Consider the following 22,854-nt stretch of genomic DNA (forward strand, 5'->3'; position numbering starts at 1 on the left):
GGATTCGCCACTTTGCCATCGTGACGGGAACCGCCAAGACGGCAAGTGGACTCACCAAGACGGGGGCTGCTTCACCGCACTGGCTCCGCAACGCACTGGCTCCTTTATGCCGGGGAACCCTTTCGGCAGTCGCTTCAAGCCGGCACTAGACGCGAAGCGGCTTCCCGGAGGGTAGCCGCCCAACGCGCTGCCTCACCACCGCGCTGGCTCCGCAACGCACTGGCTCCAAAATCTAAAATTCAAAATTAGTATAAGATTCTGCAGCATTCTCAATAACCATAAGGTGGTGGTGGGCACTGTCCACAATCTCAAAAATAAGGGTTTGAGGAAAGCTAGGGCAGTGCCCACCCTACAAAAATTGCTACAAAAATTGCCTACTCAAATCCCAATTACCGCAAACATCACCTAAGGCAAAAACCTATCCAAAGCAGCTTTGAGTTGTTCGATTTCGACATCAATATTACCCTCTTGTGCGGCTCTGCCAATACACTCAGTCAAATGTTCATCTAAAACAATTCGTGCAACCCGATCTAGCGCACCCCGCACAGCAGCAATTTGCAGTAGAACATCAGGACACGGGCTGTTTTGCTGTACCATTGTCTTGATGCCGCGGATGTGTCCTTCTATACGCGACAACCGATTAACGATTCGTCGTAAAGACTCTTCACTATGGACGTGAGCATGAGCCAACTGCCCGTGTTTGTGAGTGCGATCTGCATGGACACGATCTTTATCCTCAACGAGTAAATCTTCATCTTGTTCACAATTGGGCAAGGATGATTTGGCAAATTGCTTCGATCCGTTCATTGGTCGTTACAGAAATTCTGGTAATAGATTAGATCCTAGCCTAGAGGGCATAACAGAGTAAGGAATTAGAATAGAAGTTATAAATATATGAGTTTTGTTCCTGCATTTATACTTCTGGGTTTTATTGTTAACTCTAGTAATGGGTGAAATCCGAACATAGAAAGTGTGAATGTCTAGAATAGCTTCTCATATACTTTTTTAAATAAATTTAGTAATTAGGTACGTCGCGTTACGTCTAAAGTAAAAGATAGGGCGGAATCGCGAAACTTCCTGATCACAGAAAGCGTCAATACGCAGAGATTCTCATCAAACCTGTAAAAAAACTTTTACAGACAACGAGCACAATTACGCAACTTCTAAACTGAAATATTAGGTTGTGGTTATGCGATTTTCCCAATTACCCAAATCTATACGCCAATTTACTACTCACGTTTTAGCCGTAATTTTAGGAGTTGTACTAACTGTTGGTACATTGCGAGTTTCGCCCTCCCAAGCTGAACCGGCACCGAGTCCCCTCACAACCGACACACCACAATTAGTTGCCCAGAAGCAATCACCCGCAGCAGCAGCTATTGGTAGTAGTAGCTTTGTGACGGCAGCTGTCAATCGTGTCGGCAAAGCAGTGGTGAGAATTGATACTGAACGTACAGTAACCCGTCGCATCCCCGATCCATTCTTTGACGATCCATTTTTCCGACGGTTTTTTGGTGAAGGCTTCCAGGGACAACTGCCTCCGGAACAATTACGTGGTCTTGGTTCTGGTTTTATTATCGACAAGAGCGGCTTGGTTTTGACCAATGCTCATGTGGTTGATAAAGCTGATAAGGTGACAGTACGCCTCAAAGATGGTCGCTCTTTTGAAGGTAAAGTTCAAGGTGTTGATGAAGTTACCGACTTGGCATTAATTAAGATTAATGCTGGTGATTTGCCGGTTGCTCCTTTGGGTGCCTCGTCTAACGTTCAAGTTGGAGATTGGGCGATCGCTGTGGGTAACCCTTTAGGATTTGATAACACCGTAACCTTAGGGATTGTCAGTACCCTCAGACGTTCCAGCGCTCAAGTTGGTATCCCTGACAAACGCTTGGATTTTATTCAAACCGACGCTGCGATCAATCCTGGTAACTCTGGTGGCCCGTTATTAAATGAGCGGGGTGAAGTAATTGGTATTAACACAGCTATTCGTGCCGACGCAATGGGGATTGGATTTGCCATTCCCATTGACAAAGCCAAACAAATCACAGCCCAACTGGAACGTGGTGGCAAAGTTGCCCATCCTTACTTGGGCGTACAAATGCTAACTTTGACACCCCAACTCGCTAAACAAAACAATAGCGATCCCAACTCCCCAATCCAGGTTCCAGAAGTTAACGGGGTTTTGGTGGTACGAGTTTTACCAAATTCCCCAGCTGCCAATGCAGGTATTCGTCGTGGGGACGTAATTGTTCAAGTTGAAGGGCAATCAATCACCACTGCCGAACAACTGCAAAATATTGTGGAAGATTCTCGTGTTGGTCAGGTGTTGCAGGTGAAAATACAACGCGGTAACCAAACACAACAGATCTCAGTACGCACGGCTGAATTGCAAAACGCTTCTTTGTAATTTGATTTCATCCTAATTTTGGGGTACTAGGGGCAGGCCTTGTGCCTGCCCCTACTATTTTACGGGTGGGTTTGGAATATCTATGGTCAATTATGCTTCTGCTTTCTTGCTTGATAAAAACTGACGTAAACTTAGCAAATTCATAGTTTGCCCGACAGCTAGTGGCAAAAGTGATACTCCTTCTAAACGCGACTGTAACCAACCTTCTCCCCAATACCACTCGTGAAAGCCATCAATTCCCTGACTTAAAATCAAACGCAGGCAGTTGGGTTTTGCCACATCTACCTGATGATGAATCGCGATCGGCCCGGTTCGGGTAGTAAATTGAAATCCTGAATATAACTCTTCTGGCATTCCGGGAGAAAAACGACCAGAAAGGAGCCATTTTTCTAGTTGTGCGGGACGTAGCAGGCTGTTACGAAGTTCAGTTTCGGAGGCTTCGATTTCTATCCGCAATAAGCTTTTTTGAAAAGTACCCAGCATTAGATAAATCGTGTGCAAACGTAGAGGATTTTTCTCGATCTTACAAAGAAGAACTTCTGTGTTTCGATACCTTAGGGTAATTTACGCTCTCAATGTACGGATATCCTTGTCTAATTTGGTCACTTTTAATCAAGCTGTGAACTTAAAATAGAAAAAGTAAAGTTGTAAAGAAATGTAAGGTTTTTCATGGCGGATCAATTAATTCGCGCCACAGCAGCCGATGGTGGAATTCGTGCGGTTGGTGCTATCACTACTCGCTTAACCGAAGAAGCACGGCAACGCCACAAGCTTTCCTATGTGGCTACAGCTGCATTAGGACGAACGATGGCAGCAGGTTTGTTAATGGCGTCCAACATGAAGCGAACCGGTTCTAGGGTCAATGTCCGAGTTAAAGGTGATGGCCCTTTGGGTGGTATATTAGTGGATGCCGGCTTGGATGGCACGGTCAGAGGTTTTGTCGAAAACCCAGGTGTGGAGCTGCCTCCTAATGCTAAAGGTAAGCTAGATGTTGGTGGTGCAGTCGGTGAGGGCTATCTTTATGTGGTGCGGGATGTTGGTTATGGTTACCCATACTCCAGTACAGTAGAATTAGTCTCTGGTGAAATCGGTGATGATGTAGCTCATTATCTGGGTGCTTCAGAACAAACCCCTTCAGCAGTGGTTTTAGGTGTATTTGTGGGTGCAAATGGAGTAACGGCTGCTGGTGGCTTACTAGTACAAGTGTTGCCCAAAGCAGCTAGAGATGAAGCTTTAATAGAAACTTTGGAATCACGAGTTGCCGCCTTATCTGGTTTCACACCTTTGTTGCAGGCTGGCAAATCTTTAACAGAAATATTTCAAGATTTATTAGGAGATATGGGACTGACAATATTTCCCGAAATTCAAATGTTGCGCTTCCACTGCGGTTGTTCTTTTGACCGTGTCTTAGGAGCACTGAAATTGCTGGGAGAAACAGAATTACAAGATATGATCGTTAAAGATGATGGTGCTGAAGCAACTTGCGATTTCTGCGGCACAGTTTACCAGGCAAGTAGCGCTCATTTAGCTCAACTAATTGTCGATTTACAAGCGGAATCTTCTGTTACCAATTAGCAGTATAAATACATACCTAATTTGCAAGATAGTAATGATATCTATGGAGATAGGTTAGTGCAAGAGGTAGCTTTTTCCTGGTAGGAGGGTTACCATGACAACAACAAAAGTTGAAATTTAAAGCTGATCGCTGTTAAATTACCTCGGTGTGAAAAATGACAGAGCGGGATATTCCAGAAAGTTGGTCGCAAAACGGAAATATGCAGCCAGATCCGATGACAAGATTATCCCAATCACAACAAGGTGTGCCAACTAATGGTTCTACACCCAAGTCTGCAAAGCGGTCAAAACACAGTAATTCTGAACCAACATCACAACAAGACGATCTTCATACCCAACCAACTTTACCCCCCGGCGGTCGTAGTTCCAAAAAACTGCCACGCTGGGTAAAAAGTTGGGTGGTGTGGGTATTGTTGTTGACAATTATTCCTGGAACTATAGGATTTATGGCAATGGCGATGCTGTTAAAGTTGCCAGCAGCGCCCAACTGCCCATCGATTTTCTGGCCTCTTGCTAGTGCCTCGGTACGATTGCACTGTGCCCAACTAGCAGCTTCTAAGCAGACGGTAAAAGATTTGCTTCAAGCGATCGCCTTAGTCAAGCAATTGCCAAGAAGCCATCCACTGCGTCCAGAAATAGACCGTTTCATAGAGGAATGGTCGCGAGATATTGTCAAGTTAGCTTCAGAAAGTTTCCACGCCGGGAAGTTAGAGGAAGCGATCACCACAGTCCGTCAAATTCCCGAAGATGTGCCTGCATTCAAGCTGGTAGAAGAAGAAATTTCCAACTGGCAATCAATTTGGGCAGATGCAGAAAATATTTACAACGAAGCAGAAGCCAAAATGCGTGATCAGAAATGGCACGACGCATTTATGACTGCTGCGAGATTACTGCGAGTAGATAATAGATACTGGGCGAGTCTTAAATATGACGAATTGAATCGTTTGATTACTGTAGCTAGGGAAGATGGCGAGAAATTGGCAAAAGCCGAGGGACTGGCACAAAGCGGCAAAATTGACAATTTAATCAAAGCCATCAAGCTGGTAGAGTCGATAGATAAAAGCAGTTACGTTTATCAGAAGGCTCAAGAAGCAATTCCCAACTTTGGACGCCAAATGTTGGAATTGGCGCAGCAAAAATTAGACCAGCGCAATGCCGACGAAGCCATTTCTATAGCCCAACAAATTCCTCCGATTACGGGATTGGAGTTGGAAACTGAAGACTTTATTGCTCTGGCTGAGGCGCAAAGAAACGCCTGGGTAGGTAATGTAGCTGGCTTAGAGACAGCAATTGCCCAAGCCAGCCAAATCGATCCATCACGACCAAGTTATGAAAAAGCACAGCAGTTGATTGCCTTCTGGCAGCTAGAAATTGAAGATGTCGCCAGGCTAGATAGAGCGCGATCGCTGGCTCTTCAAGGCTCGATTCCCGAATTGGCAGCAGCGATTACTGAAGCACAACAGATTCCCGATACTAATCCTCGTGCTCAAGAAGCAAAACAAGAAATTAATAGCTGGACTGCCCAGATTCAGACAATTGAAGATAGACCATTTTTAGAGCGTGCCGAACAGATAGCTTTGTTGGAAGATGTCAACTCTTTGCAAGCCGCGATCGCCGAAGCAAGTCAGATTACTCGCGGACGTGCGTTGTATCGAGAAGCGAGAAGAAAAATTGCCAATTGGACGGCAAAGATTCAGCGCATTCAAGATCAACCTATCTTAGATCAAGCGCGGAATTTGGCTAGCGTTGGTAACCTGAGCGGTGCAATTACCGTTGCTCGACAAATTCCACCAGGCAGGGCACTTTCTGGCGAAGCACAAGCAGCGATTGATGATTGGCAAGGACAAATTGACGCGACAGAGAATTGGAGAAAAGCACGGGCAGCAGCACTGTCTGCTAGTCCAGAAGCTCTAGCAGAGGCGATTAGATTGGCGAACCGAGTGCCTGTGAATAGTATTTTACGGAGCGATGTCAATATAGCCATCGACCAATGGGGTCAACAAATATTGCAAATATCACGTTCTCAAAGCCAGTCTGATATTTTGAAGGCAATTGAAACAGCTAAACTGATTCCTCGTGGAACCGCTGCTTATAGCGAAGCACAAGAGCAAATCCGGACTTGGCGCGAGCTTCTTAACCCTGAGCCTCAACCACAGTTTCAACCACCACCGCCATCAACACAGCTACCAACACCGTTGACGATTGAAGGGCAGTAGCACTCAATTTTTCTAATATCTTTGATATCTCCTAACCTGTTGATATTTCAAAGTTTGGGACGCTAAATCTGTGTTACTTACCCCCACAGTCAAGTTAATGATGAACTAGAATTAATTTTTATGGAATAGAGGCAAAATATATCTCTTATGTATAAACAGCAGTGCTGTAAAGTTTAGAATATTTGTTTGCATTTACGTTGCATATGTTATAAAGGGGATTTAATTGCTACATCAAGCTGCTGAGAATGTCTCCTGCTGATATTCTCATCTTGCATAGATTGTTCTTTATATAAAATATGAGCTATCATCTTTGGCCAAGTAGTTGTAATGTGACACTCAATATAGAGTAAGTTCACACTCAAACAAAATTCTGACAAACTGTAAGAAAGCTGAATGTGCTTCTGCGCTAACGATAACAGTCTTTCATTTCCAATTTGTCTTAATAAATTTCTTGAATTTAGATTTAGAGGTAATAATGACTATTGCTAATTTTAACAAAAAAAACAATCAAAATCAAGGATGGAAACAGCAACCGCTGTATCAAGAACCAAATTTGATCGAGACGAGTTTTCAAGATGACAATATCGAAATGCCAGATATTTCTGATGAGAATTCGATTTGCAATGTCTCAAATCGTGGTAGAGTCGTTGTTTTGATTGATGGTTCCAACTTATTTTATGCAGCTTTGCAACTGGGCATTGAAATTGATTACTCAAAATTACTTTGCCATCTAGCCAAAGGTGGCAAACTTTTGCGCGCTTTTTTCTACACTGGAGTGGATCGCGCTAATGAAAAACAACAGGGTTTTTTGTTATGGATGCGTCGCAATGGTTATCGTGTAGTCACCAAAGATGTAGTGCAGTTTCCTGATGGTTCCAAAAAAGCCAATTTGGAAGTAGAACTTGCTGTAGATATGATGACTTTAGCTCCCTACTGCGATACTGTAGTCCTAGTTAGTGGAGACGGAGATCTTGCTTATGCGGTTAATGCTGTCTCCTACAAAGGAGTGAGAGTAGAAGTTGTCAGTTTGCGCTCAATGACCAGTGAAAGCTTGATTAATGTGGCTGACTGCTTTATTGACATCGATAGTATTAAAGAGGAAATTCAAAAGGTTTCTCATTCCCATTCTCAAGTTAGTTTTATGTAGCCTGTTGGAAATAGGAAACAGGGAACGGGGAACAGGGAACAGAGGCGCTCCTATCAGTTGGTAGAGGGCGATCGCACACTAACTTTTTTTAAATTCTGCTTCTATTTGCTTGACTACTGTCAGTGCAGAGTAACTAACGCCAGCGGTACCTTCACCGGGATGGGTTGAGTCACCAACCAACCACAAATGCTTGATGGGTGTACGATTGGCAAAACCAAAAGGCCCAAATGTGGGTATTCTTTGACCAATACCACCGACTATGCCTTGCTCGCGGGCTGTAAAACGGGCAAAAGTGCGGGGTGTGGCTGATTCTACATGAATAATGGTTTCCGGTTTCAAGTAGAAAAATTGAGCAAGGCGAGCGATCGCATCTTCTGTATACTTTTTCTTTAAACCTTGATAATCTTCTGTGTGCCACCAAGTTTGTGGATCTACAAAGGAGGATGCAATAATTGTGCTTTTTCCTGTGGGCGCACGACCATCCCCTGGACGACTAACGGATACAAACAAAGAATTGTTCTCACCAAGGGGGCCATTCCCATCATACATAAACTGAAGGTGGGGCGGACATTCAAGCGGAATCGCACTTTCATCTACACCTAAATACACTACAAAAGCACCTGATGCTGGTGGTAATTTTTGCACCCGTTTTTGGTATCCACGGGGCGATCGCTCGCCTAGCAGTTGCACTAAATTTTGGACGGTAACATTAGCAACTATGCAATCTGCTGGTTCTGTCCACACTTCCCCGGTTTTGCGATCGCGAATGACTACAGCAGTTGCCTTGCCATGCTTGACTACAATCTTTTCTACACTATGGCGCATTAACAACTTTCCGCCATCTCTTTCTAGAGCTTCTACTAGGCGATCGCTTAATACCTGCATACTACCTTGGAGATGAAATAATCCTTGCGGTTCTTGCGATACACTCAATGCCGTAGCCGCGTAAAGTAAAGCTGTTTCCTCGGCATTCACCTGAGAATATAGCTTCAATTGCAAATCCAAAAATGTGCGCAAACGTCTATCATTTTCTAATCCATAGGCACGCAAAGCATCCCCAACTGTAAATAAGGTATAAGGCACGGTAATTAATGTACCTGGACGTACCGCCTGAATTAGTTGTGATAAATCCCAAAAGTTGCGGGGTGGTAAAACTGGGTTGCGTCCTTGAAATTCCCAACTCGCTTTAAATAATGCTGCTATTAACTGCCAAAAAGGCTCGCTACCAGGAAACTGTCTTTGCCGCTCTTGTTGCCATTTTTGGGGATCGCGCCAAACATTAACAGGTGTTTTTTCTCCAGGTAAATAAACAGCACAAGCAGGATCGCAAGGCGTGGCTTGGGGTAGTTCAATTCCTAATTCTGAGAAAATCTGATGGTGAATTCCTCCTGACTCCAATCCTGCTACTTGAGTAGCCCCTACATCAAAAGTAAAGCCTTTGCGCTTAAAAGTAGAAGCACAGCCTCCCGGTACCAAGGCTTGATCCAAAATCAGAACACTATATCCTCTTTGCGCCAATAACGCTCCAGCTGTGAGTCCGCCGATTCCAGCACCGATAACGATCGCACGGAATTTGTTGTTGCCAACACGATGACTGGTCATGGAAAATTTCTTTATATTTCTTAATATTTATATTCATAATTTTATCTGATTGTTGCGATCGCCTGTGACAAAGACGTATTTACAACACAGGCAAGGCTCAGTAGATTCCCTAGAGTGAAGTGATATCTTTAAATCCTCATTGATGAAGAATCCAGAATTCAGAATTTATTCCGACTTCTGGCTTCTGGCTCCTGGCTTCTGTTTGATAAAGTCCTATGTAAGATATAGAGTATTAGCGTTCTTCCCAATAACCCATGACCTCAACCCTGCTAAAATTCCCTCGCCTGAATGCACCAACACTGCACCAGCTGCCAAATGGTTTGACAATCGTAGCTGAACAGATGTCGGTGGAAGCAGTTAATCTCAGCTTGTGGGTTAACGTTGGTTCAGCCATAGAAGCAGATGCAATTAACGGCATGGCTCACTTTCTAGAGCATATGATTTTTAAGGGCACTGAGCGGCTAGCAATGGGCGAATTTGAACGTCGAATTGAGGAGCGGGGTGCTGTAACCAATGCCGCGACGAGCCAGGATTATACCCATTACTACATTACCACTGCTCCTAAGGATTTTGCCGAGCTTGCCCCACTCCAAATAGATGTGGTACTTAATGCTAGTATTGCTGATGACGCTTTTGAAAGAGAGCGATTTGTCATTTTAGAAGAAATTAGGCGTTCTGAAGATAATCCCCGTCGCCGGACATACAAAAGGGCAATGGAATTAGCATTTGAAGAGCTACCCTATCGACGTCCGGTATTAGGTACAGAAAAAGTAATTTCCCAACTCCAAGCCCAGCAAATGCGGGATTTTCATAGTAGCTGGTATCAATCTCAGTCAATTACAGCTGTAGCTGTGGGCAATTTGCCAGTAGAAAAATTAATTGAAATTGTTGCCGAGGGATTTACACAAACCGATCGCCATCAAAAAACAATAATCAACAAGCAAAATTTAGCGATCGCTCCCGAACCTAAATTTACAGAAATCGTCCGCCATGAGTTTATTGATGAAAGTCTCCAACAAGCAAGACTGGTAATGCTTTGGCGAGTTCCAGGGTTGCTCCAACTCGATGAAACTTATGCCTTAGATGTTTTGACAGCTATTTTAGGACATGGGCGGACATCTAGGCTTGTCAGGGATTTGCGGGAAGAACGGGGACTAGTTTCCCATATCTCTGCGAGCAACATCACTCATAAACTCCAAGGGACATTTTATATTTCTGTCCATTGTCCGGTAGAAAATTTAACTGTTGTAGAAGAGGCGATCGCCCAAAATATCAGGAGGCTGCAAACAGAGCTTATCCCAGAGTCAGAAATAGCCAAAGTGCGCCAGCGAGTCGCAAATCGGTTTATTTTTGGTAACGAAACACCAAGCGATCGGGGCGGGTTGTATGGCTACTATCAAACACTGATAGGAGATTTGGAACCAGCCTTTGATTACCCGAATCACATTCAGGCACAGGATGCCACTGACTTGATGGCAGCAGCCCAAAAGTACCTTTCTGCCGACGCTTACGGTGTAGTAGTTCTCAAACCACATCAGTAAACAGTTATCAGCCATCAGTTATCAGTTATCAATATTAAATAATGTTAACTATTCCCTGTCCCCTATCCCCTGTACCCTAAAAGATGTGGACTGAAATTGATGCCCATATTAGCCAAGTAACCGGCGAAAAATTTTGTTCATCACAGCGACGCAGCGTTGGTGGTGGATGCATCAACCAAGGATATGCTGTCTTTGATGGTAAGCGTACTTACTTTGTCAAGCTTAACCAAGCATCCCAAGCTGCCATGTTTGAAGCAGAGGCATTGGGTTTACAGCAAATGTTTGATACTAATACCATTCGCGTTCCCAAGCCAATTTGTTGGGGAACAGCAGGAAATTCTTGCTATTTAGTATTGGAATGGTTGGAGATTGGTTCGGGTAATACCAAGTCATGGGAAGAGATGGGGCGCAACTTAGCTGCAATGCATAAAGCCAGCAGTCAGAAAGGTTTTGGGTGGGAAATAAACAACACTATCGGTTCTACACCCCAAATCAACACTTGGACATCAGATTGGGCAGAATTTTATGCCAAACATCGCTTGGGTTATCAATTTCAGTTGGCAAGACGGCGGGGCGGGCGTTTTGCTCAAGCAGAAGAATTACTGGTAGCTATTCCTGAACTATTAGAAGGACATAACCCGCAGCCTGCTTTGGTACACGGTGATTTGTGGGGTGGGAATGCTGGGTTTACTGTGCAAGGAGAACCCGTTATTTTCGATCCAGCGACTTACTTTGGAGATAGAGAAGTCGATATTGCGATGACAGAACTTTTCGGTGGTTTCCCAGCAGCGTTTTATCGGGGGTACAACGAGATATTTCCCCTAGATGAGGGATATGAAGAACGAAAGACTTTGTATAACTTGTATCACATCGTCAATCATTTTAATTTGTTTGGTGGCGGCTATGAGTCTCAAGCTAATAGTGCGATCGCCAGAATTTTACGCTAAATTTCGCTCCTAAACCTTGACTTTTAATTTTTAACTTTTTCACTCTCCCACTCTCCCCTACTATTGACTATAGTCAGTTTTTCAGGAGTTTTGGGAATGACCGCAGCAACAGATCCCGTGAAATTGATGAAGCAAGAAGTAGGCAAAGCTGCCGCAGCTTTAGTCAAATCTGGTTCGATTGTCGGTTTAGGTACGGGATCAACTACAGCATATGCCATTCAGTTTATCGGAGAACGCCTTAAATCTGGTGAACTCAAAGATATAGTTGGTGTCCCTACCTCTTTTCAAGCAGAAGTTTTGGCAAAGCAATACGGCATTCCGTTAACCACTTTAGACGCTATTGACCACATTGATATTGCCATTGATGGTGCTGATGAGGTAGATCCGCACAAAAATTTGATTAAAGGTGGCGGTGCGGCACATACTCGTGAAAAAGTAGTAGATTATCTAGCCAACCAATTCATTGTCGTTGTTGATGCTGGCAAATTAGTTGATCGCCTGGGTTCAGTTTTTCCGGTGCCAGTGGAAGTAATTCCGATGGCAGTCACGCCCGTGATGCAAGCAATTGAAAAGCTGGGTGGTAAACCAGAACTCCGTATGGGAGTAAAAAAAGCCGGCCCAGTAATTACCGACCAAGGTAATATGGTAGTAGACGTAAAATTTGATGCAATTGATAACCCTGAAAATCTAGAAAAAACACTGAATAACATTCCAGGTGTTTTGGAAAATGGTATCTTTGTCAATTGTGCTGACGTGGTTTTAATTGGCGAAGTCAAAGACAATCAGCCTGTAGTACGGAAAATTTAAATCTGTAGAGACAAATGGGATATGCGATCGCAACATTCAAGAATATGAGAGTGCGATCGCATTCTTTGTTTTTTCAATTCTCAAGTTCCCCCTGCTGCCGCTGCTTTTCAAACTCTCGCAATTGCTGCAATAGCTTTTGTTGAGATGAGTTAAGAGATTCAAAATTAACATTAGGTTGAAGTTGTTTGTTAGCACTTGTCAAAACCGGAGGCGAAACCTGAAACATCAACTGTTGTTGATTTTCTTCTCGTGTTGTCAGTTTTAGATTTGGATTTTTAACGTCAGTTTGAATCGCATCTAAAGTAGTTGCAACCTGCACTTGCTGTTGCATTTGCTGGGTAGAAGACACCAAACCACTCAAACCATTAATTAATTGCTTGATTTTTTCCCGCAACGCTGGATCGCCAGTTATATCATCCAAATCAGAGGTGATTTTTTGGGTGTTTTCAAAGGTTACTCGTGCCGAATCCAAAGTTTGTTGCAGTACCAAAAGATTACTAGGAGTGTTTAGTGCTTGGGTGGCATCACGCAAATTAGCTGAGGCTTGGGCTGCATTTGCTGAGAGATTTTCTAAGTTTTGCACTAACTCTCCTTGCGTCAACCGATTTACGGTAGGTGATAGACTACCGAGTGTTGTCCGCAGTTGGTTACTGGTTTCAGTAATGTTGTTTAACGCCGTCACTAACGACGAACGATTTGTTGACACTAGGGTATTAAGGTTATTGAGTAACCGATTAGCTTGATTTGCAGTTGCACTAATTTCCTTGGCTGTGGTACCAAATTGATCGACAGTTTTACTAGTGGATACACTAATTGTATCTGCTGCATCTGATACCGCATTTGCAGCATTTGAAAAACTATTTAGCTGTCTTTGCGTAGATTTGCTCAAATTGGAGATATCACGACTGAGTTGAGCTACTTCGGCTGCAGCAACAGAAGTATTTTTTAATGCTTCATTGGCATTACCATAGAAATTTGGCTGAGTATAAAGAACAGCCAAGCGATTAGTAGTGCGAATTAGTTCATCAAGACTAATACCCACCTGACCTTTTAACCGTGAGCCATTACAAACAATTAAGCTAGGATCGCAATTTTTGTCTAGTGGTTTGGCAGCAACTTCTGTGGCTGTTAATGGCGATCTGGGTGTAATGTCAATGATACTTTCGCTAATTAAACCAGATTGATTTGCTTCTACTGTGACATCACGGGGGATAATGAGATTAGGATCGGCAATTTCTATTTCTACTTCTACATTATTTGGCCCCGGTCGGATGGCAGAAATATTACCGACTTTAACGCCACGATAGCGAACTGCGGCCCCCTTTTGCATCCCACCAGCATTGGCAAATTCAACAAAGGCTTTGTACGAACTTCTAGCAGCATTAAATCGATTTAACCATAAGATAATCGCTCCAAACACGCCTAGCCCCACTAGTATCAATAGCCCTACAGAACCTTCTCTCAATGTTCGCGATCGCATTTTTTCTCCTCCCTGTTGTTAATTGCTAATGGCTAATTGCAATGAACTTAGCTCTTAACATTTAGCCCTCAGCAATCCAAAATCCTACATTGTCTTAACCTACTACTTGAATTGGCCCTGATACCCTTCCACTCATAAACTGTCTAATCAAAGCATTGTCTGTGCTATCTATTTCACTGACTGTACCTTGCCACTGCACTTTACCTTGATAAAGAAGGATAATTCTGTCTGCCGTTCGGCGAATGGTACTGTCTTGGTGAGTGACAATTGCGTAGCTACCACAGGCTCCTTGCGTAGATTGTAACTGCCTAATTAAATCTTCTATCACTGTTGAGGCGATCGGATCGAGTCCAGCTGTTGGCTCATCATAGAGTACAACTTCTGGCCCTTCTTCGGGGTGTTCGGGATTAGACATAATCGCGCGGGCGAAACTGACTCGTTTGCGCATACCTCCAGAAAGTTCCGCAGGATAGCGATCGCCTATCCCTGGCAAACCCACCATCTCCAATTTTTCTTCAACTAATTCGTGAATGCGCGCTCTTGGCAGTTTTGAGGATTGATACAATAAAAAACCAACATTCTCCTCCACAGTCAGTGAATCAAATAACGCCGCTTGCTGAAATACCATCCCAATGCCAAGCGGATCAGCACCATCCTCAATCAAACCCTCTCGCCGGATTCCTTGTATGTAAATTTCTCCCGCATCAGGAGCTATTAACCCTGCGATCACACGCAAAATTGTCGATTTACCAGTGCCGCTAGGCCCTATTATCCCCAATGCTTCACCTTGGTAAATCGTCAAATCAATATCATCTAAAACCTTATTATTACCAAAGGACTTAGAAATTCCTTTTAATTCAATCAATGGTTCGGTCATTAGTCAATGGATATTGGATAGTGGATAGTGGTTAGTGGATAGTGGTAAACAACCAACTACTAACTACTAACTACTAACTACTAACAAACAACAAAAATGCAAGATAGTGATGTCATCGTTATTGGTAGCGGTATTGGTGGATTATGTGCTGCTGGGTTACTTGCTCGTTATGGCAAACGCGTAATTGTGTGTGAAAGCCATACAATTCCTGGTGGTGCTGCTCATAACTTTAGACGAAGGGGATTTGAATTTGATTCTGGCCCCTCATTCTATTGTGATTTAACAGACGCCCAGAGTTTAAATCCCCTCAAACAAGTTTTAGATGTTTTAGGTGAATCGTTAGAAGCTATACGCTACGATCCGTTGGGACATTATCATTTTCCAGAAGGTACTTTTGCAGTTTACAGCAATACCGAGCTTTATCGTCAAGAGGTAGCAAAAATCACCCTGAAAGGAGCAACAGAACTAGAACAGTTTACCCATCGCCTCTTGCCTTTGTACGAAGCCATGAAAGGTATACCTAGTCTAGCACTGAGAGCAGATTGGCAGATGTTTCCTGTCTTACTCAGGCATTACTTGCCATCTTTGTGGAAAATGCTACCCCATTTATCCCTTGTCCGAGCTTCTGTAGGTGATGTGATGAATGCTACAGTGCAAGATTCTTGGGTGAGGCGGCTGATTGATTTAGAATGCTTCCTACTTTCTGGTTTAAAGGCACACGGTACTATTGCTCCAGAGGTAGCTTTTATGTTGGGAGAACGTTCCCGTGCTGGTGTTGAGTATCCAATAGGCGGGAGTGGGGCAATTGTCAATGCCTTGGTGCGGGGATTGGAACGCTGGGGTGGGAAGTTGCTCTTGGGATGTCACATTGAGCAAATTCTGGTGGGGGCTGGGAAAGTTGTAGGTGTGCGGTTGGGAAAGAAAGACAAGGGGACACGGGGAGGTGGAGACACGGGGAATGATATCTCCGCGTCTTCAATTCTCAAAGCGCCTATAGTAATTTCTAATGCCAGTATTTGGGATACTTACACAAAACTTTTGCATCCCGAAGAATTACCTGCGTCTTATCGGCAAGCGGCTTTAGCTACACCAGCAGTCGATAGTTTTATGCATTTACACTTAGGTATTCGTGCCGATGGGTTGGAGAATTTGACAGGACATCATGTAGTAGTTCACGACAGCAGCGAGGATATCACCACACCAGGGAATACTTGCATGATCTCAATTCCCAGTGTTTGGGATGCAACACTTGCTCCCAAAGGGCATCATGTAGTTCACGCCTACACCCTGGAACACTATGCTGGATGGGAACGAAATGAGGAATACGAACAAAAGAAACAACAGAAAGCAGAAACTTTATATCGCGCCCTAGAAAAAATTATTCCCGATCTCAGACAGCGCATAGTTTTAGAACTGATCGGTACACCACTTACCCATGCATATTATTTGCGGAGATATCAGGGAAGCTATGGCCCTGCGATCGCAGCGGGTAAAGGAATGTTTCCAGGGCCGCATACACCCATTCAAGGATTATATCGTGTTGGTGACAGCACCATGCCGGGAATTGGTGTGCCAGCAGTGGCAGCATCTGGTATTTTGTGTGCGAATACGTTGGTACATCCCCAGCAAACAACACAGCTACTTTGCTAATTGTTCTCTCATAACTGACAAATTGCTTTCAGGGCTTGTAGTAACTCCATTCCACGTCGAGGTTCCATGAGATTTAGTAATGGCATGAGTTGATAAATTGGAGGATTACCTTGTTGAAGATGAACAAATTGATAATACTGTCCGTTTGTTACCAATCCCCAAACAGATAATTGATTCTGTAAGCTGCGAGATGCATATGTCAGCAATTGGGGCAATCCCTCGGATGGAGAAATACTACTATTTTTAGATTCAATCAATAATATCCAAAAATAAGCATTAGCTGTTGTTTTTTTAACTTTGTTAACAGCTAAAATGTCTATTCTTCCTTTAATTATTTTATCTTCATCTTCAATTTCTATATCAATAATATCTTCTTCCAAAGTAATTTCGATTGGATAATGATAAAACCCTGCCAATCTTAATAGAGGAGCAATTACAAGGAACTTTACCTGACCTTCAGAAACTTTACCAGATGTGAGGTAGCGGCGAAAGTCATCTCTAATTTGCAGAAGTTCTTGTTGTTCTAACTCTGTGAGAGGTTCTAAAGATAACAGAGGTGAAAATGACTCAATATACTGTTCTTGGAAGCCAAAAAGGCGCTGCACATCTTCTAGGGATAAATTGCGGTTGTTAAGAATGGTCATTTGTTTTTGCTGAATGGGATAGTCTAGCGTATATGCTGCACAGATTATTGCTCTATATTGACAGTGTAATAATCTGTTTTTAAGATGGCAAAGCAACAAACGCAATATTAAGTTTTGCTAGGTTTACGCAAAAATTTAAGTAGCCCATTTACAAGGACTATACTGGGAACTAAATTAGCAGATAATAGTTCTAATTAGTTTAACCAAACTAATGTGCTTATTTTGCTTGTAAATATGAAATTCACTACTTTAAAAATTTCATTTACATTGATGCTAATTGGCATCAGTATTTCACAACCAGCTTATTCTCAAAATCCTATCTCAAAAACATCTAAACTGTCTCAAGAAGTTGCTAAACTACGCCAACAGGGGCAAAGCGGGTTAGAAGTATTTCTCAAATCTCACGTTAATGAATTAAACTCTTCACAAATTCGGGCAGCTTTAGACAAGCTTTGTCAGCAGCGAGACTGTTACGCTTCTAGGCTGTACTGGTACACCAACTTAGAGCAAGCAAAATCTGTTGCCAAAGCTAGTGGTAAACCAATTCTATCTTTACGGTTGCTGGGTAACTTAAATACAGATCTTAGTTGCGCCAATAGTCGGTTTTTTAGGGTAGCACTTTATCCAAATGCTGAAATTTCTAAGAAACTAAGAGAAGATTTTATCCTACATTGGCAATCAGTGCGTCCTGTACCGAAAGTAACAATTGATTTTGGCGATGGACGTAAATTAGAACGGACAATTACAGGTAATAGCATTCACTATATTCTCGATAGTTCCGGACGTCCGATTGATGCTATTCCCGGATTATACAGCCCCAAAGCTTTTTTAAGTCAGCTACAGCAAGTACAAGTAGCTGCGAAGGAATTTAGCAAACGTAGCAGCTCGGAGCAAGAGGCTTTTTTACGCCAGTATCACCGCGATCGCCTCAATGTTATTCAAACCCAATGGACAGCAGATTTATCTCGGCTAGGTATTCAATCTCCACCACGAATGGTAGAATCTCCTAATAATTCCAGTGAAACTCCCAACGCTACAGTAGCAGGTTCTTTAGCAGTAGCGAAGATGAGAGTGGAAAGTCCTATGCTGAACACAATCCAGCCTGGGAATGCAGGAAATCAAAACACTCCCTCAGAAATTACCGATCAAGCGACTTGGAATAGAATTGCCCAATTGCATTCTGCTGATGCCAAGCTTGATGGAAACAGTATTGCTTTAATCCGCGCTAAAAAAAATCAGTCTACCAAAAACCCGGAAGAGAATTTCACCAGACTGATTCGCAATTTTGAAGCTGCTATGGCTCTTGATACAGTCAGAAATGAATATATGCTGCACAGGCAAATTCATCAATGGTTTGTGCAGGGTAACCAAGCAAATAATCTAGATGCGCTGAATGAGAAAGTTTACGCTGAGTTGTTTTTAACTCCTAGTTCCGATCCTTGGTTAGGGCTTGCCCCAAATGATATTTACAGTGCAATTGATCATGAAGGCATCCGTAAGTGAAATCCCATTGCTTTCTTATTAACTTAACAATGAATTGGGAAAGAGCCAAAGACAAAGCTACCAATAAATTGAATAATCCCTTTTGGATTGGGGTGAATAGCAACGTAACTATCCGAAATAGAATGAAATTCTGGTATTAAAACCATAATAAATCTCCTAATTAACTATGTTTTAAATAAAAAATCTAACAACTCTTTATCGTTCAATTCAAATCATGTTTTTAGAAAAGTGGGTTTGTTAAGCCAGAAACAGTAAAGCCTTCTGGATACTTTTGTCATCTTATTTGCGTTGTCACCTCAAGACTCACAAATGTGGTGTAGTAAATAGAGATAGTTAATACTATCTTTGCCACTAATATTTGTGTATTCCTAGAGAACGGCAATTTCCGGTGGATTGTCCAAGTTAAGATGTAAATAAGTATGGCAATGGACTAAAATCTTAAATACCCACGCTGAGTTCTAATTTTCTATAAACCTAAAGTGGGCTACTTTCTAGCTTAAAAAGAGAGCTTCCTGTTGCTGTCGGAAGACTATAAGCAATTTGATCTAGCTGAGGAGGATTAGCTGTTAAATCCTTGAAAAATGTTCCTCGGTGTTCAGGAGTCACTAGAAGTGTAACCTCTGGAAGGTTTGAAAGTGCTGATACAAATATTTCTACATAGCCACGCACCTCAAAGTTTTTTTCGTTTATTAGTTCTCCATTATTCCTGATAATATCAGGCTGCAAGATGAACAAGACTGTATCATTCGCGTTTATGGGTATGGTAAATCTTTTTTTGTTAGGATTGAAGGGACTTAGATCACCTATGATATTGTCTCCTCCTGTGTCTAAAAAAGTTATAGTTTTGTCAAGATCTAATTCTGGTGTAACTGCCGTAAATACAAGAGAAACTAGTACATCAGAATTTATGGTATTAGCAAGGGTTAAAAAGTAACCTTGAATAACTGTACGACTGAGGTTTTCAAATTCAGGTGGTACATTTGGCAAACCAGGTGGCAATTGAGGCTTGACGAGAAGCTCAAAGGTTGAAAGAAGCATAAATTCACCTTATTTAGTAAAGACTAAAGTTCCCAGACATTGAGAACATGAACTATTTTTTAACTGTTGCAAAAACAGACAAAAGCAATCAGTTAAAATCAGCAATAGCTATCACAATCACTATTACTAACTTGTAAGCTCTTGGTATTCATTCAAATGTCAATATGGAAATTTCTTAATTCTTTACAAAACTTTTCAAGACAAAATTATTCTACGTATAAATAAAAATATCTCTGGTGAGCGTTAGTCTCAATTACCCCAACGATTAACACCAAATCTGCACAACCTTTCCTTGCAACTGTTGCCCCAACCAAGGCGTATTATCAGAGAGTGTACGAAGACTTTTCCTTTCCACTTTCCAGCTTTGCTTGGGATCGAATAAAGTTAATTCTGCCTTTTGCTCTGGCGCGATCGCACTCGGAGTTTGTTTTAAACATTCTGCCGGGCGACTACTCAATGCCCGCCACAATTCTAAAGCTGTAAATTCCCCGGTTTCTACTAGAGATTGCCACAATAAGGGCAATGCTAACTCAAAGCCAATGGCTCCAGGTGGTGCTTCGGCAAAAGCAACGGTTTTTTCTTCGTAAGTGTAGGGCGTGTGATCGATTGCGATCGCATCTATAATTCCCGTGCGTACTGCCTGCCGCAACGCTTGCAAATCTGCGGGAGTTCCTAAAGGCGGTTCCAAACGCAGGCTGGAATTGTAACTTTTCACAGCTTGCGTATCAAGTAAAAGGTGCATCCAGGTAGTGCTGGCTGTGATCGGCAAATTTTGAGCTTTGGCTGCTGCAATCAGTTCGACACTGCGGGCAGTTGAAACGCGCATGATATGTACTGGCGTACCCATAGCGGCTACTAACTCGATTAAAGCAGCGATCGCACTTGTTTCCGAGGCGGCAGGATTTCCAGGTAAACCAAAGCGAATCGAGTCTACTCCTTCCCGCATCACTCCATTACCCATGAGTTGGCGATCGCAACACCAAAGTGCGATTGGTTTAGCTAATGGCTGGAGATATTCCAACACCCGCCGCACCAGCACCAAATTTTCCAATGGCTGGCGATCGGCAAAACCAACAACTCCCGCCGCTGCTAATTCTGCCAATTCTGTCATTTGCTTCCCAGCAACTTCTTGGGTAATTGCGCCCCAGATGTTGAGATGGGGAAGAGAGGAGGGGGAGAGGGGGGAGAGGGGGGAGAGGGGGGAGAATCTTTTTCCCGTATCCTCTTGCCTACGTGTCTTTTGTAACAGCTGTGCTACTACAGCAGGATTATCGATGGGTGGGGAGGTATCGGGTAAGATGCTGATTCTTGTAAATCCTCCAGCAGCGGCAGCTTGCAAGAGAGATGAGAGGGTTTCCCGTTCTTCAAATCCCGGTTCTCCGGAGTGGCTGTACAAATCTACCAATCCCGTTCCCAGAACCAATCCACGACAATCTTGGATGTGAATGTTACTAGGGATATCAGAAATATTACTGGCAACTAACTGAATATAACCGTTGCTCAAAAGCACATCGGCAATTTGATCAGTTCCAGAAACGGGATCGATTACCCGTACTTGTTGTAGCAGAATGCTCGTCATAGCATAAATTTTATAACGCTCCGGCTGCAGTTTTATCTAACACTCCTCCACCTAAGTGAGCGGTAATATTCATTGCTTGCAACACTGGTAAACCACTCAATCCTGATGGATAGTCAATCACGCTGACTGCACCATTACCTTGGCGGAAGTTCCAAAAGTTTTCTGCTGATAAACCTAGAATCTGACAAAGCAAGCTTTTGTTAGTAGCATCGTGAGCAACTACTATCCCAGTTTGGAGTCCCTTTGTCAAGGCTGCTTGCACAACTAACTGCCAAGCTATTGCACTGCGTTCCCAAACTTGTTGTAAGTTTTCTCCATCTGGCATTTGTACTTCTGCTGGTACAGTTCGCCAACGATGTAACTCTCCTGGAAATTCTTGATCGATTTCTGTTTCAAATTTTCCTTCCCAAAGCCCGTGGCTGATTTCCCTCAAACCATCCTGCAATTCTAAATTTACATCAGGATGGTGCTTTAGGATTATTTGTGCTGTTTCCTTAGGACGTTGCATCGGGCTGGTGACGGCAAAATCCAATGCTATATCTTTAAGAAATTCCCCTGCTTTTTGTGCTTGCAGTCTGCCATTATCGTTGAGAGGAACATCAATTTGTCCTTGAAATCTGCCTTGACGATTCCATTCAGTTTCTCCATGACGCACCAGCAACAAACGTACTCCCTGATGTTTTGGGCGTAAAGAGGGCAAAGTCTCTCCCAAGTGTTGCGTCTGATTCATTGACTCTAGCTGCACCGAGTCTCCCAATCCCCCAGAGAAATTTAGCACGCTAATGCCACAGTTAGATTGCTGAATCGAATGATACCGAGATGGGGAAATGCCGAGTGCTGTACTAATTAAAGCTCTATTAATACCGTTATGTCCGACAACTAATATTGTTTCACCCTGATGACGAGGTAAAATTTCTTGCCAAAATTGCCGTGCTTGTTCGTACAAAGCTAAGACAGGAAAATGTTCTCTGCTGCCTTGGGCATCTTTGACAAGCATCTGGAGTTGATGGGGTTGTTCGTGCCAGATGCGATAATCTTCAGGAAACTTTTGCTTGACTTCAGCCGAAAGCATTCCCTCCCAAGCAGGTAAGTCTATTTCCAAGAGGCGATCGCTCGTTTGAGGAACAATATTACTTTCTAGCGAGCTATGAATAATATTTGCTGTCTCTTTCGCTCGCTGTAGGGGGCTGCTGTAAATAGCATGAAATGAAATATTACCGAGGGCTTTGCCTATTAATTCGGCATCGTTACGACCTTTTTCAGTTAATGTGGACGTATCAGTGCGCCCTTGGATGCGCTTTTCGGTGTTATAGGTGCTTTGAGCATGGCGCACAATGATTACGCGAGTCACTTTTTGCCCTCCTCTCTCTAAAGCACTAATTCTACTGCAAAGTGTTTACGGAATAGTTGGATTATTTAAATTGGCTGTGATGGAAACTAAAGCGCGATCGCCAAATGCCATTTCATCCATTTCCCCTCATCTACGCCACAACCCACAACTATTAACTTATTTATAAAGAACTTGACAGGTTTTAGTACTAGATTTTACTGTTTTACTTAACTGTGTCGAAACTAAATCGACACCACTCGCCAGAACCTTGAAAACCTCATAACTTCGTTGACTGGTGTCGATTGCTTGCACAGTCCTGGTTTCAGTCGGCAAAACGCGCCACTTCTTAATATTTTTTAGTTAAATAAAAAAGTGGTGTCGAAATGGGGGTTTGAAAAACTTGCTATATAAGGTTTCCAGAAGGTAACTCTTTCCCTAACCTTTTCCCCTAACGGGGATGGAAACAACGTGGGCGATGATATCCCCTATGATACCTCCTCTTTCCCTAACC

Annotated in this window: 19 protein-coding genes; 10 read left to right on the forward strand and 9 right to left on the reverse strand. The window is 43.0% G+C overall.

Annotated elements, in window-relative coordinates:
• Positions 1–405 precede the first annotated feature (405 nt).
• Positions 406–807 carry a metal-sensing transcriptional repressor gene (locus UYC_RS0123480; RefSeq protein WP_016874858.1) on the reverse strand — a complete coding sequence of 134 codons (402 nt, stop codon included), beginning with the start codon at positions 805–807 and terminating at the stop codon, positions 406–408.
• 382 nt (positions 808–1,189) lie between these two features.
• Between UYC_RS0123480 and UYC_RS0123485 the strand changes: the two genes are divergently transcribed.
• Positions 1,190–2,407, forward strand: coding sequence for an HhoA/HhoB/HtrA family serine endopeptidase (locus tag UYC_RS0123485; protein WP_016874857.1), 1,218 nt, complete (start codon positions 1,190–1,192; stop codon positions 2,405–2,407).
• 90 nt (positions 2,408–2,497) lie between these two features.
• Here UYC_RS0123485 and UYC_RS0123490 read toward each other — a convergent pair whose 3' ends face one another.
• Positions 2,498–2,890 carry a hypothetical protein gene (locus tag UYC_RS0123490; protein ID WP_016874856.1) on the reverse strand — a complete coding sequence of 131 codons (393 nt, stop codon included), beginning with the start codon at positions 2,888–2,890 and terminating at the stop codon, positions 2,498–2,500.
• A 186-nt stretch (positions 2,891–3,076) separates the two neighbouring features.
• Between UYC_RS0123490 and hslO the strand changes: the two genes are divergently transcribed.
• From hslO to UYC_RS0123505, 3 genes are all read left to right on the forward strand, one after another.
• Complete coding sequence (gene hslO / locus UYC_RS0123495) at positions 3,077–3,982, forward strand: Hsp33 family molecular chaperone HslO (RefSeq protein WP_016874855.1); 906 nt, start codon at positions 3,077–3,079, stop codon at positions 3,980–3,982.
• A gap of 155 nt (positions 3,983–4,137) precedes the next feature.
• A complete protein-coding gene (locus UYC_RS0123500) occupies positions 4,138–6,198 on the forward strand; it encodes a hypothetical protein (RefSeq protein ID WP_016874854.1) in 2,061 nt (686 codons plus the stop codon).
• 475 nt (positions 6,199–6,673) lie between these two features.
• Positions 6,674–7,345: a LabA-like NYN domain-containing protein gene (locus UYC_RS0123505; RefSeq protein ID WP_016874853.1), complete on the forward strand. Its 672-nt coding sequence runs from the start codon at positions 6,674–6,676 to the stop codon at positions 7,343–7,345.
• Between the two features lie 78 nt (positions 7,346–7,423).
• Here UYC_RS0123505 and crtD read toward each other — a convergent pair whose 3' ends face one another.
• Positions 7,424–8,947, reverse strand: coding sequence for a C-3',4' desaturase CrtD (crtD, locus tag UYC_RS0123510; RefSeq protein ID WP_016874852.1), 1,524 nt, complete (start codon positions 8,945–8,947; stop codon positions 7,424–7,426).
• Between the two features lie 254 nt (positions 8,948–9,201).
• Between crtD and UYC_RS0123515 the strand changes: the two genes are divergently transcribed.
• From UYC_RS0123515 to rpiA, 3 genes are all read left to right on the forward strand, one after another.
• Complete coding sequence (locus UYC_RS0123515; protein WP_016874851.1) at positions 9,202–10,488, forward strand: M16 family metallopeptidase; 1,287 nt, start codon at positions 9,202–9,204, stop codon at positions 10,486–10,488.
• Between the two features lie 83 nt (positions 10,489–10,571).
• The gene (locus UYC_RS0123520; protein WP_016874850.1) at positions 10,572–11,435 is read left to right on the forward strand and encodes a fructosamine kinase family protein; all 864 of its coding nucleotides are present in this window, start codon (positions 10,572–10,574) and stop codon (positions 11,433–11,435) included.
• A 96-nt stretch (positions 11,436–11,531) separates the two neighbouring features.
• Positions 11,532–12,242: a ribose-5-phosphate isomerase RpiA gene (gene rpiA / locus UYC_RS0123525; protein ID WP_016874849.1), complete on the forward strand. Its 711-nt coding sequence runs from the start codon at positions 11,532–11,534 to the stop codon at positions 12,240–12,242.
• A gap of 73 nt (positions 12,243–12,315) precedes the next feature.
• Here the strand turns inward: rpiA and UYC_RS0123530 are convergent, their stop codons facing one another.
• Both UYC_RS0123530 and UYC_RS0123535 read right to left on the reverse strand, forming a co-directional pair.
• The gene (locus tag UYC_RS0123530) at positions 12,316–13,722 is read right to left on the reverse strand and encodes an MlaD family protein (RefSeq protein WP_016874848.1); all 1,407 of its coding nucleotides are present in this window, start codon (positions 13,720–13,722) and stop codon (positions 12,316–12,318) included.
• A 94-nt stretch (positions 13,723–13,816) separates the two neighbouring features.
• Positions 13,817–14,599, reverse strand: a complete 783-nt coding sequence (locus UYC_RS0123535; protein WP_016874847.1) for an ABC transporter ATP-binding protein — start codon at positions 14,597–14,599, stop codon at positions 13,817–13,819.
• Positions 14,600–14,695: 96 nt separating this feature from the next.
• Here UYC_RS0123535 and UYC_RS0123540 point away from each other — a divergent pair, with 96 nt between their 5' ends.
• The gene (locus tag UYC_RS0123540; protein ID WP_016874846.1) at positions 14,696–16,249 is read left to right on the forward strand and encodes a phytoene desaturase family protein; all 1,554 of its coding nucleotides are present in this window, start codon (positions 14,696–14,698) and stop codon (positions 16,247–16,249) included.
• 8 nt (positions 16,250–16,257) lie between these two features.
• On the opposite strand, the gene UYC_RS0123545 is transcribed toward UYC_RS0123540, so the two are convergent.
• The gene (locus tag UYC_RS0123545; protein ID WP_016874845.1) at positions 16,258–16,893 is read right to left on the reverse strand and encodes a hypothetical protein; all 636 of its coding nucleotides are present in this window, start codon (positions 16,891–16,893) and stop codon (positions 16,258–16,260) included.
• A 234-nt stretch (positions 16,894–17,127) separates the two neighbouring features.
• Here UYC_RS0123545 and UYC_RS0123550 point away from each other — a divergent pair, with 234 nt between their 5' ends.
• Positions 17,128–18,396 (forward strand): hypothetical protein, encoded by a 1,269-nt coding sequence (locus UYC_RS0123550; protein WP_026087473.1) that lies wholly within the window; start codon positions 17,128–17,130, stop codon positions 18,394–18,396.
• 474 nt (positions 18,397–18,870) lie between these two features.
• On the opposite strand, the gene UYC_RS0123555 is transcribed toward UYC_RS0123550, so the two are convergent.
• The 3 genes from UYC_RS0123555 to UYC_RS0123570 form a co-directional block, all read right to left on the reverse strand.
• Complete coding sequence (locus UYC_RS0123555) at positions 18,871–19,434, reverse strand: hypothetical protein (RefSeq protein WP_016874843.1); 564 nt, start codon at positions 19,432–19,434, stop codon at positions 18,871–18,873.
• A gap of 265 nt (positions 19,435–19,699) precedes the next feature.
• Positions 19,700–21,013, reverse strand: a complete 1,314-nt coding sequence (locus UYC_RS0123565) for a dihydroorotase (RefSeq protein WP_016879690.1) — start codon at positions 21,011–21,013, stop codon at positions 19,700–19,702.
• Positions 21,014–21,023: 10 nt separating this feature from the next.
• Positions 21,024–22,364 carry a histidine phosphatase family protein gene (locus UYC_RS0123570; protein WP_016874842.1) on the reverse strand — a complete coding sequence of 447 codons (1,341 nt, stop codon included), beginning with the start codon at positions 22,362–22,364 and terminating at the stop codon, positions 21,024–21,026.
• Between UYC_RS0123570 and UYC_RS38065 the strand changes: the two genes are divergently transcribed.
• Positions 22,348–22,530, forward strand: coding sequence for a hypothetical protein (locus tag UYC_RS38065; protein ID WP_127011282.1), 183 nt, complete (start codon positions 22,348–22,350; stop codon positions 22,528–22,530). The genes UYC_RS0123570 and UYC_RS38065 overlap by 17 nt on opposite strands.
• The last annotated feature ends 324 nt before the right edge of the window (positions 22,531–22,854 follow it).

The organism is Chlorogloeopsis fritschii PCC 6912 (assembly GCF_000317285.1).
Classification (GTDB): Bacteria; Cyanobacteriota; Cyanobacteriia; order Cyanobacteriales; family Nostocaceae; genus Chlorogloeopsis; species Chlorogloeopsis fritschii.

Excerpts from the sequence above, each read along its gene's own strand:
- UYC_RS0123480 (WP_016874858.1), bottom strand. The coding sequence starts at position 807 with ATGAACGGATCGAAGCAATTTGCCAAATCATCCTTGCCCAATTGTGAA.
- UYC_RS0123485 (WP_016874857.1), top strand. The coding sequence starts at position 1,190 with ATGCGATTTTCCCAATTACCCAAATCTATACGCCAATTTACTACTCAC.
- UYC_RS0123490 (WP_016874856.1), bottom strand. The coding sequence starts at position 2,890 with ATGCTGGGTACTTTTCAAAAAAGCTTATTGCGGATAGAAATCGAAGCC.
- hslO (WP_016874855.1), top strand. The coding sequence starts at position 3,077 with ATGGCGGATCAATTAATTCGCGCCACAGCAGCCGATGGTGGAATTCGT.
- UYC_RS0123500 (WP_016874854.1), top strand. The coding sequence starts at position 4,138 with ATGACAGAGCGGGATATTCCAGAAAGTTGGTCGCAAAACGGAAATATG.
- UYC_RS0123505 (WP_016874853.1), top strand. The coding sequence starts at position 6,674 with ATGACTATTGCTAATTTTAACAAAAAAAACAATCAAAATCAAGGATGG.
- crtD (WP_016874852.1), bottom strand. The coding sequence starts at position 8,947 with ATGACCAGTCATCGTGTTGGCAACAACAAATTCCGTGCGATCGTTATC.
- UYC_RS0123515 (WP_016874851.1), top strand. The coding sequence starts at position 9,202 with ATGACCTCAACCCTGCTAAAATTCCCTCGCCTGAATGCACCAACACTG.
- UYC_RS0123520 (WP_016874850.1), top strand. The coding sequence starts at position 10,572 with ATGTGGACTGAAATTGATGCCCATATTAGCCAAGTAACCGGCGAAAAA.
- rpiA (WP_016874849.1), top strand. The coding sequence starts at position 11,532 with ATGACCGCAGCAACAGATCCCGTGAAATTGATGAAGCAAGAAGTAGGC.
- UYC_RS0123530 (WP_016874848.1), bottom strand. The coding sequence starts at position 13,722 with ATGCGATCGCGAACATTGAGAGAAGGTTCTGTAGGGCTATTGATACTA.
- UYC_RS0123535 (WP_016874847.1), bottom strand. The coding sequence starts at position 14,599 with ATGACCGAACCATTGATTGAATTAAAAGGAATTTCTAAGTCCTTTGGT.
- UYC_RS0123540 (WP_016874846.1), top strand. The coding sequence starts at position 14,696 with ATGCAAGATAGTGATGTCATCGTTATTGGTAGCGGTATTGGTGGATTA.
- UYC_RS0123545 (WP_016874845.1), bottom strand. The coding sequence starts at position 16,893 with ATGACCATTCTTAACAACCGCAATTTATCCCTAGAAGATGTGCAGCGC.
- UYC_RS0123550 (WP_026087473.1), top strand. The coding sequence starts at position 17,128 with ATGAAATTCACTACTTTAAAAATTTCATTTACATTGATGCTAATTGGC.
- UYC_RS0123555 (WP_016874843.1), bottom strand. The coding sequence starts at position 19,434 with ATGCTTCTTTCAACCTTTGAGCTTCTCGTCAAGCCTCAATTGCCACCT.
- UYC_RS0123565 (WP_016879690.1), bottom strand. The coding sequence starts at position 21,013 with ATGACGAGCATTCTGCTACAACAAGTACGGGTAATCGATCCCGTTTCT.
- UYC_RS38065 (WP_127011282.1), top strand. The coding sequence starts at position 22,348 with ATGATTACGCGAGTCACTTTTTGCCCTCCTCTCTCTAAAGCACTAATT.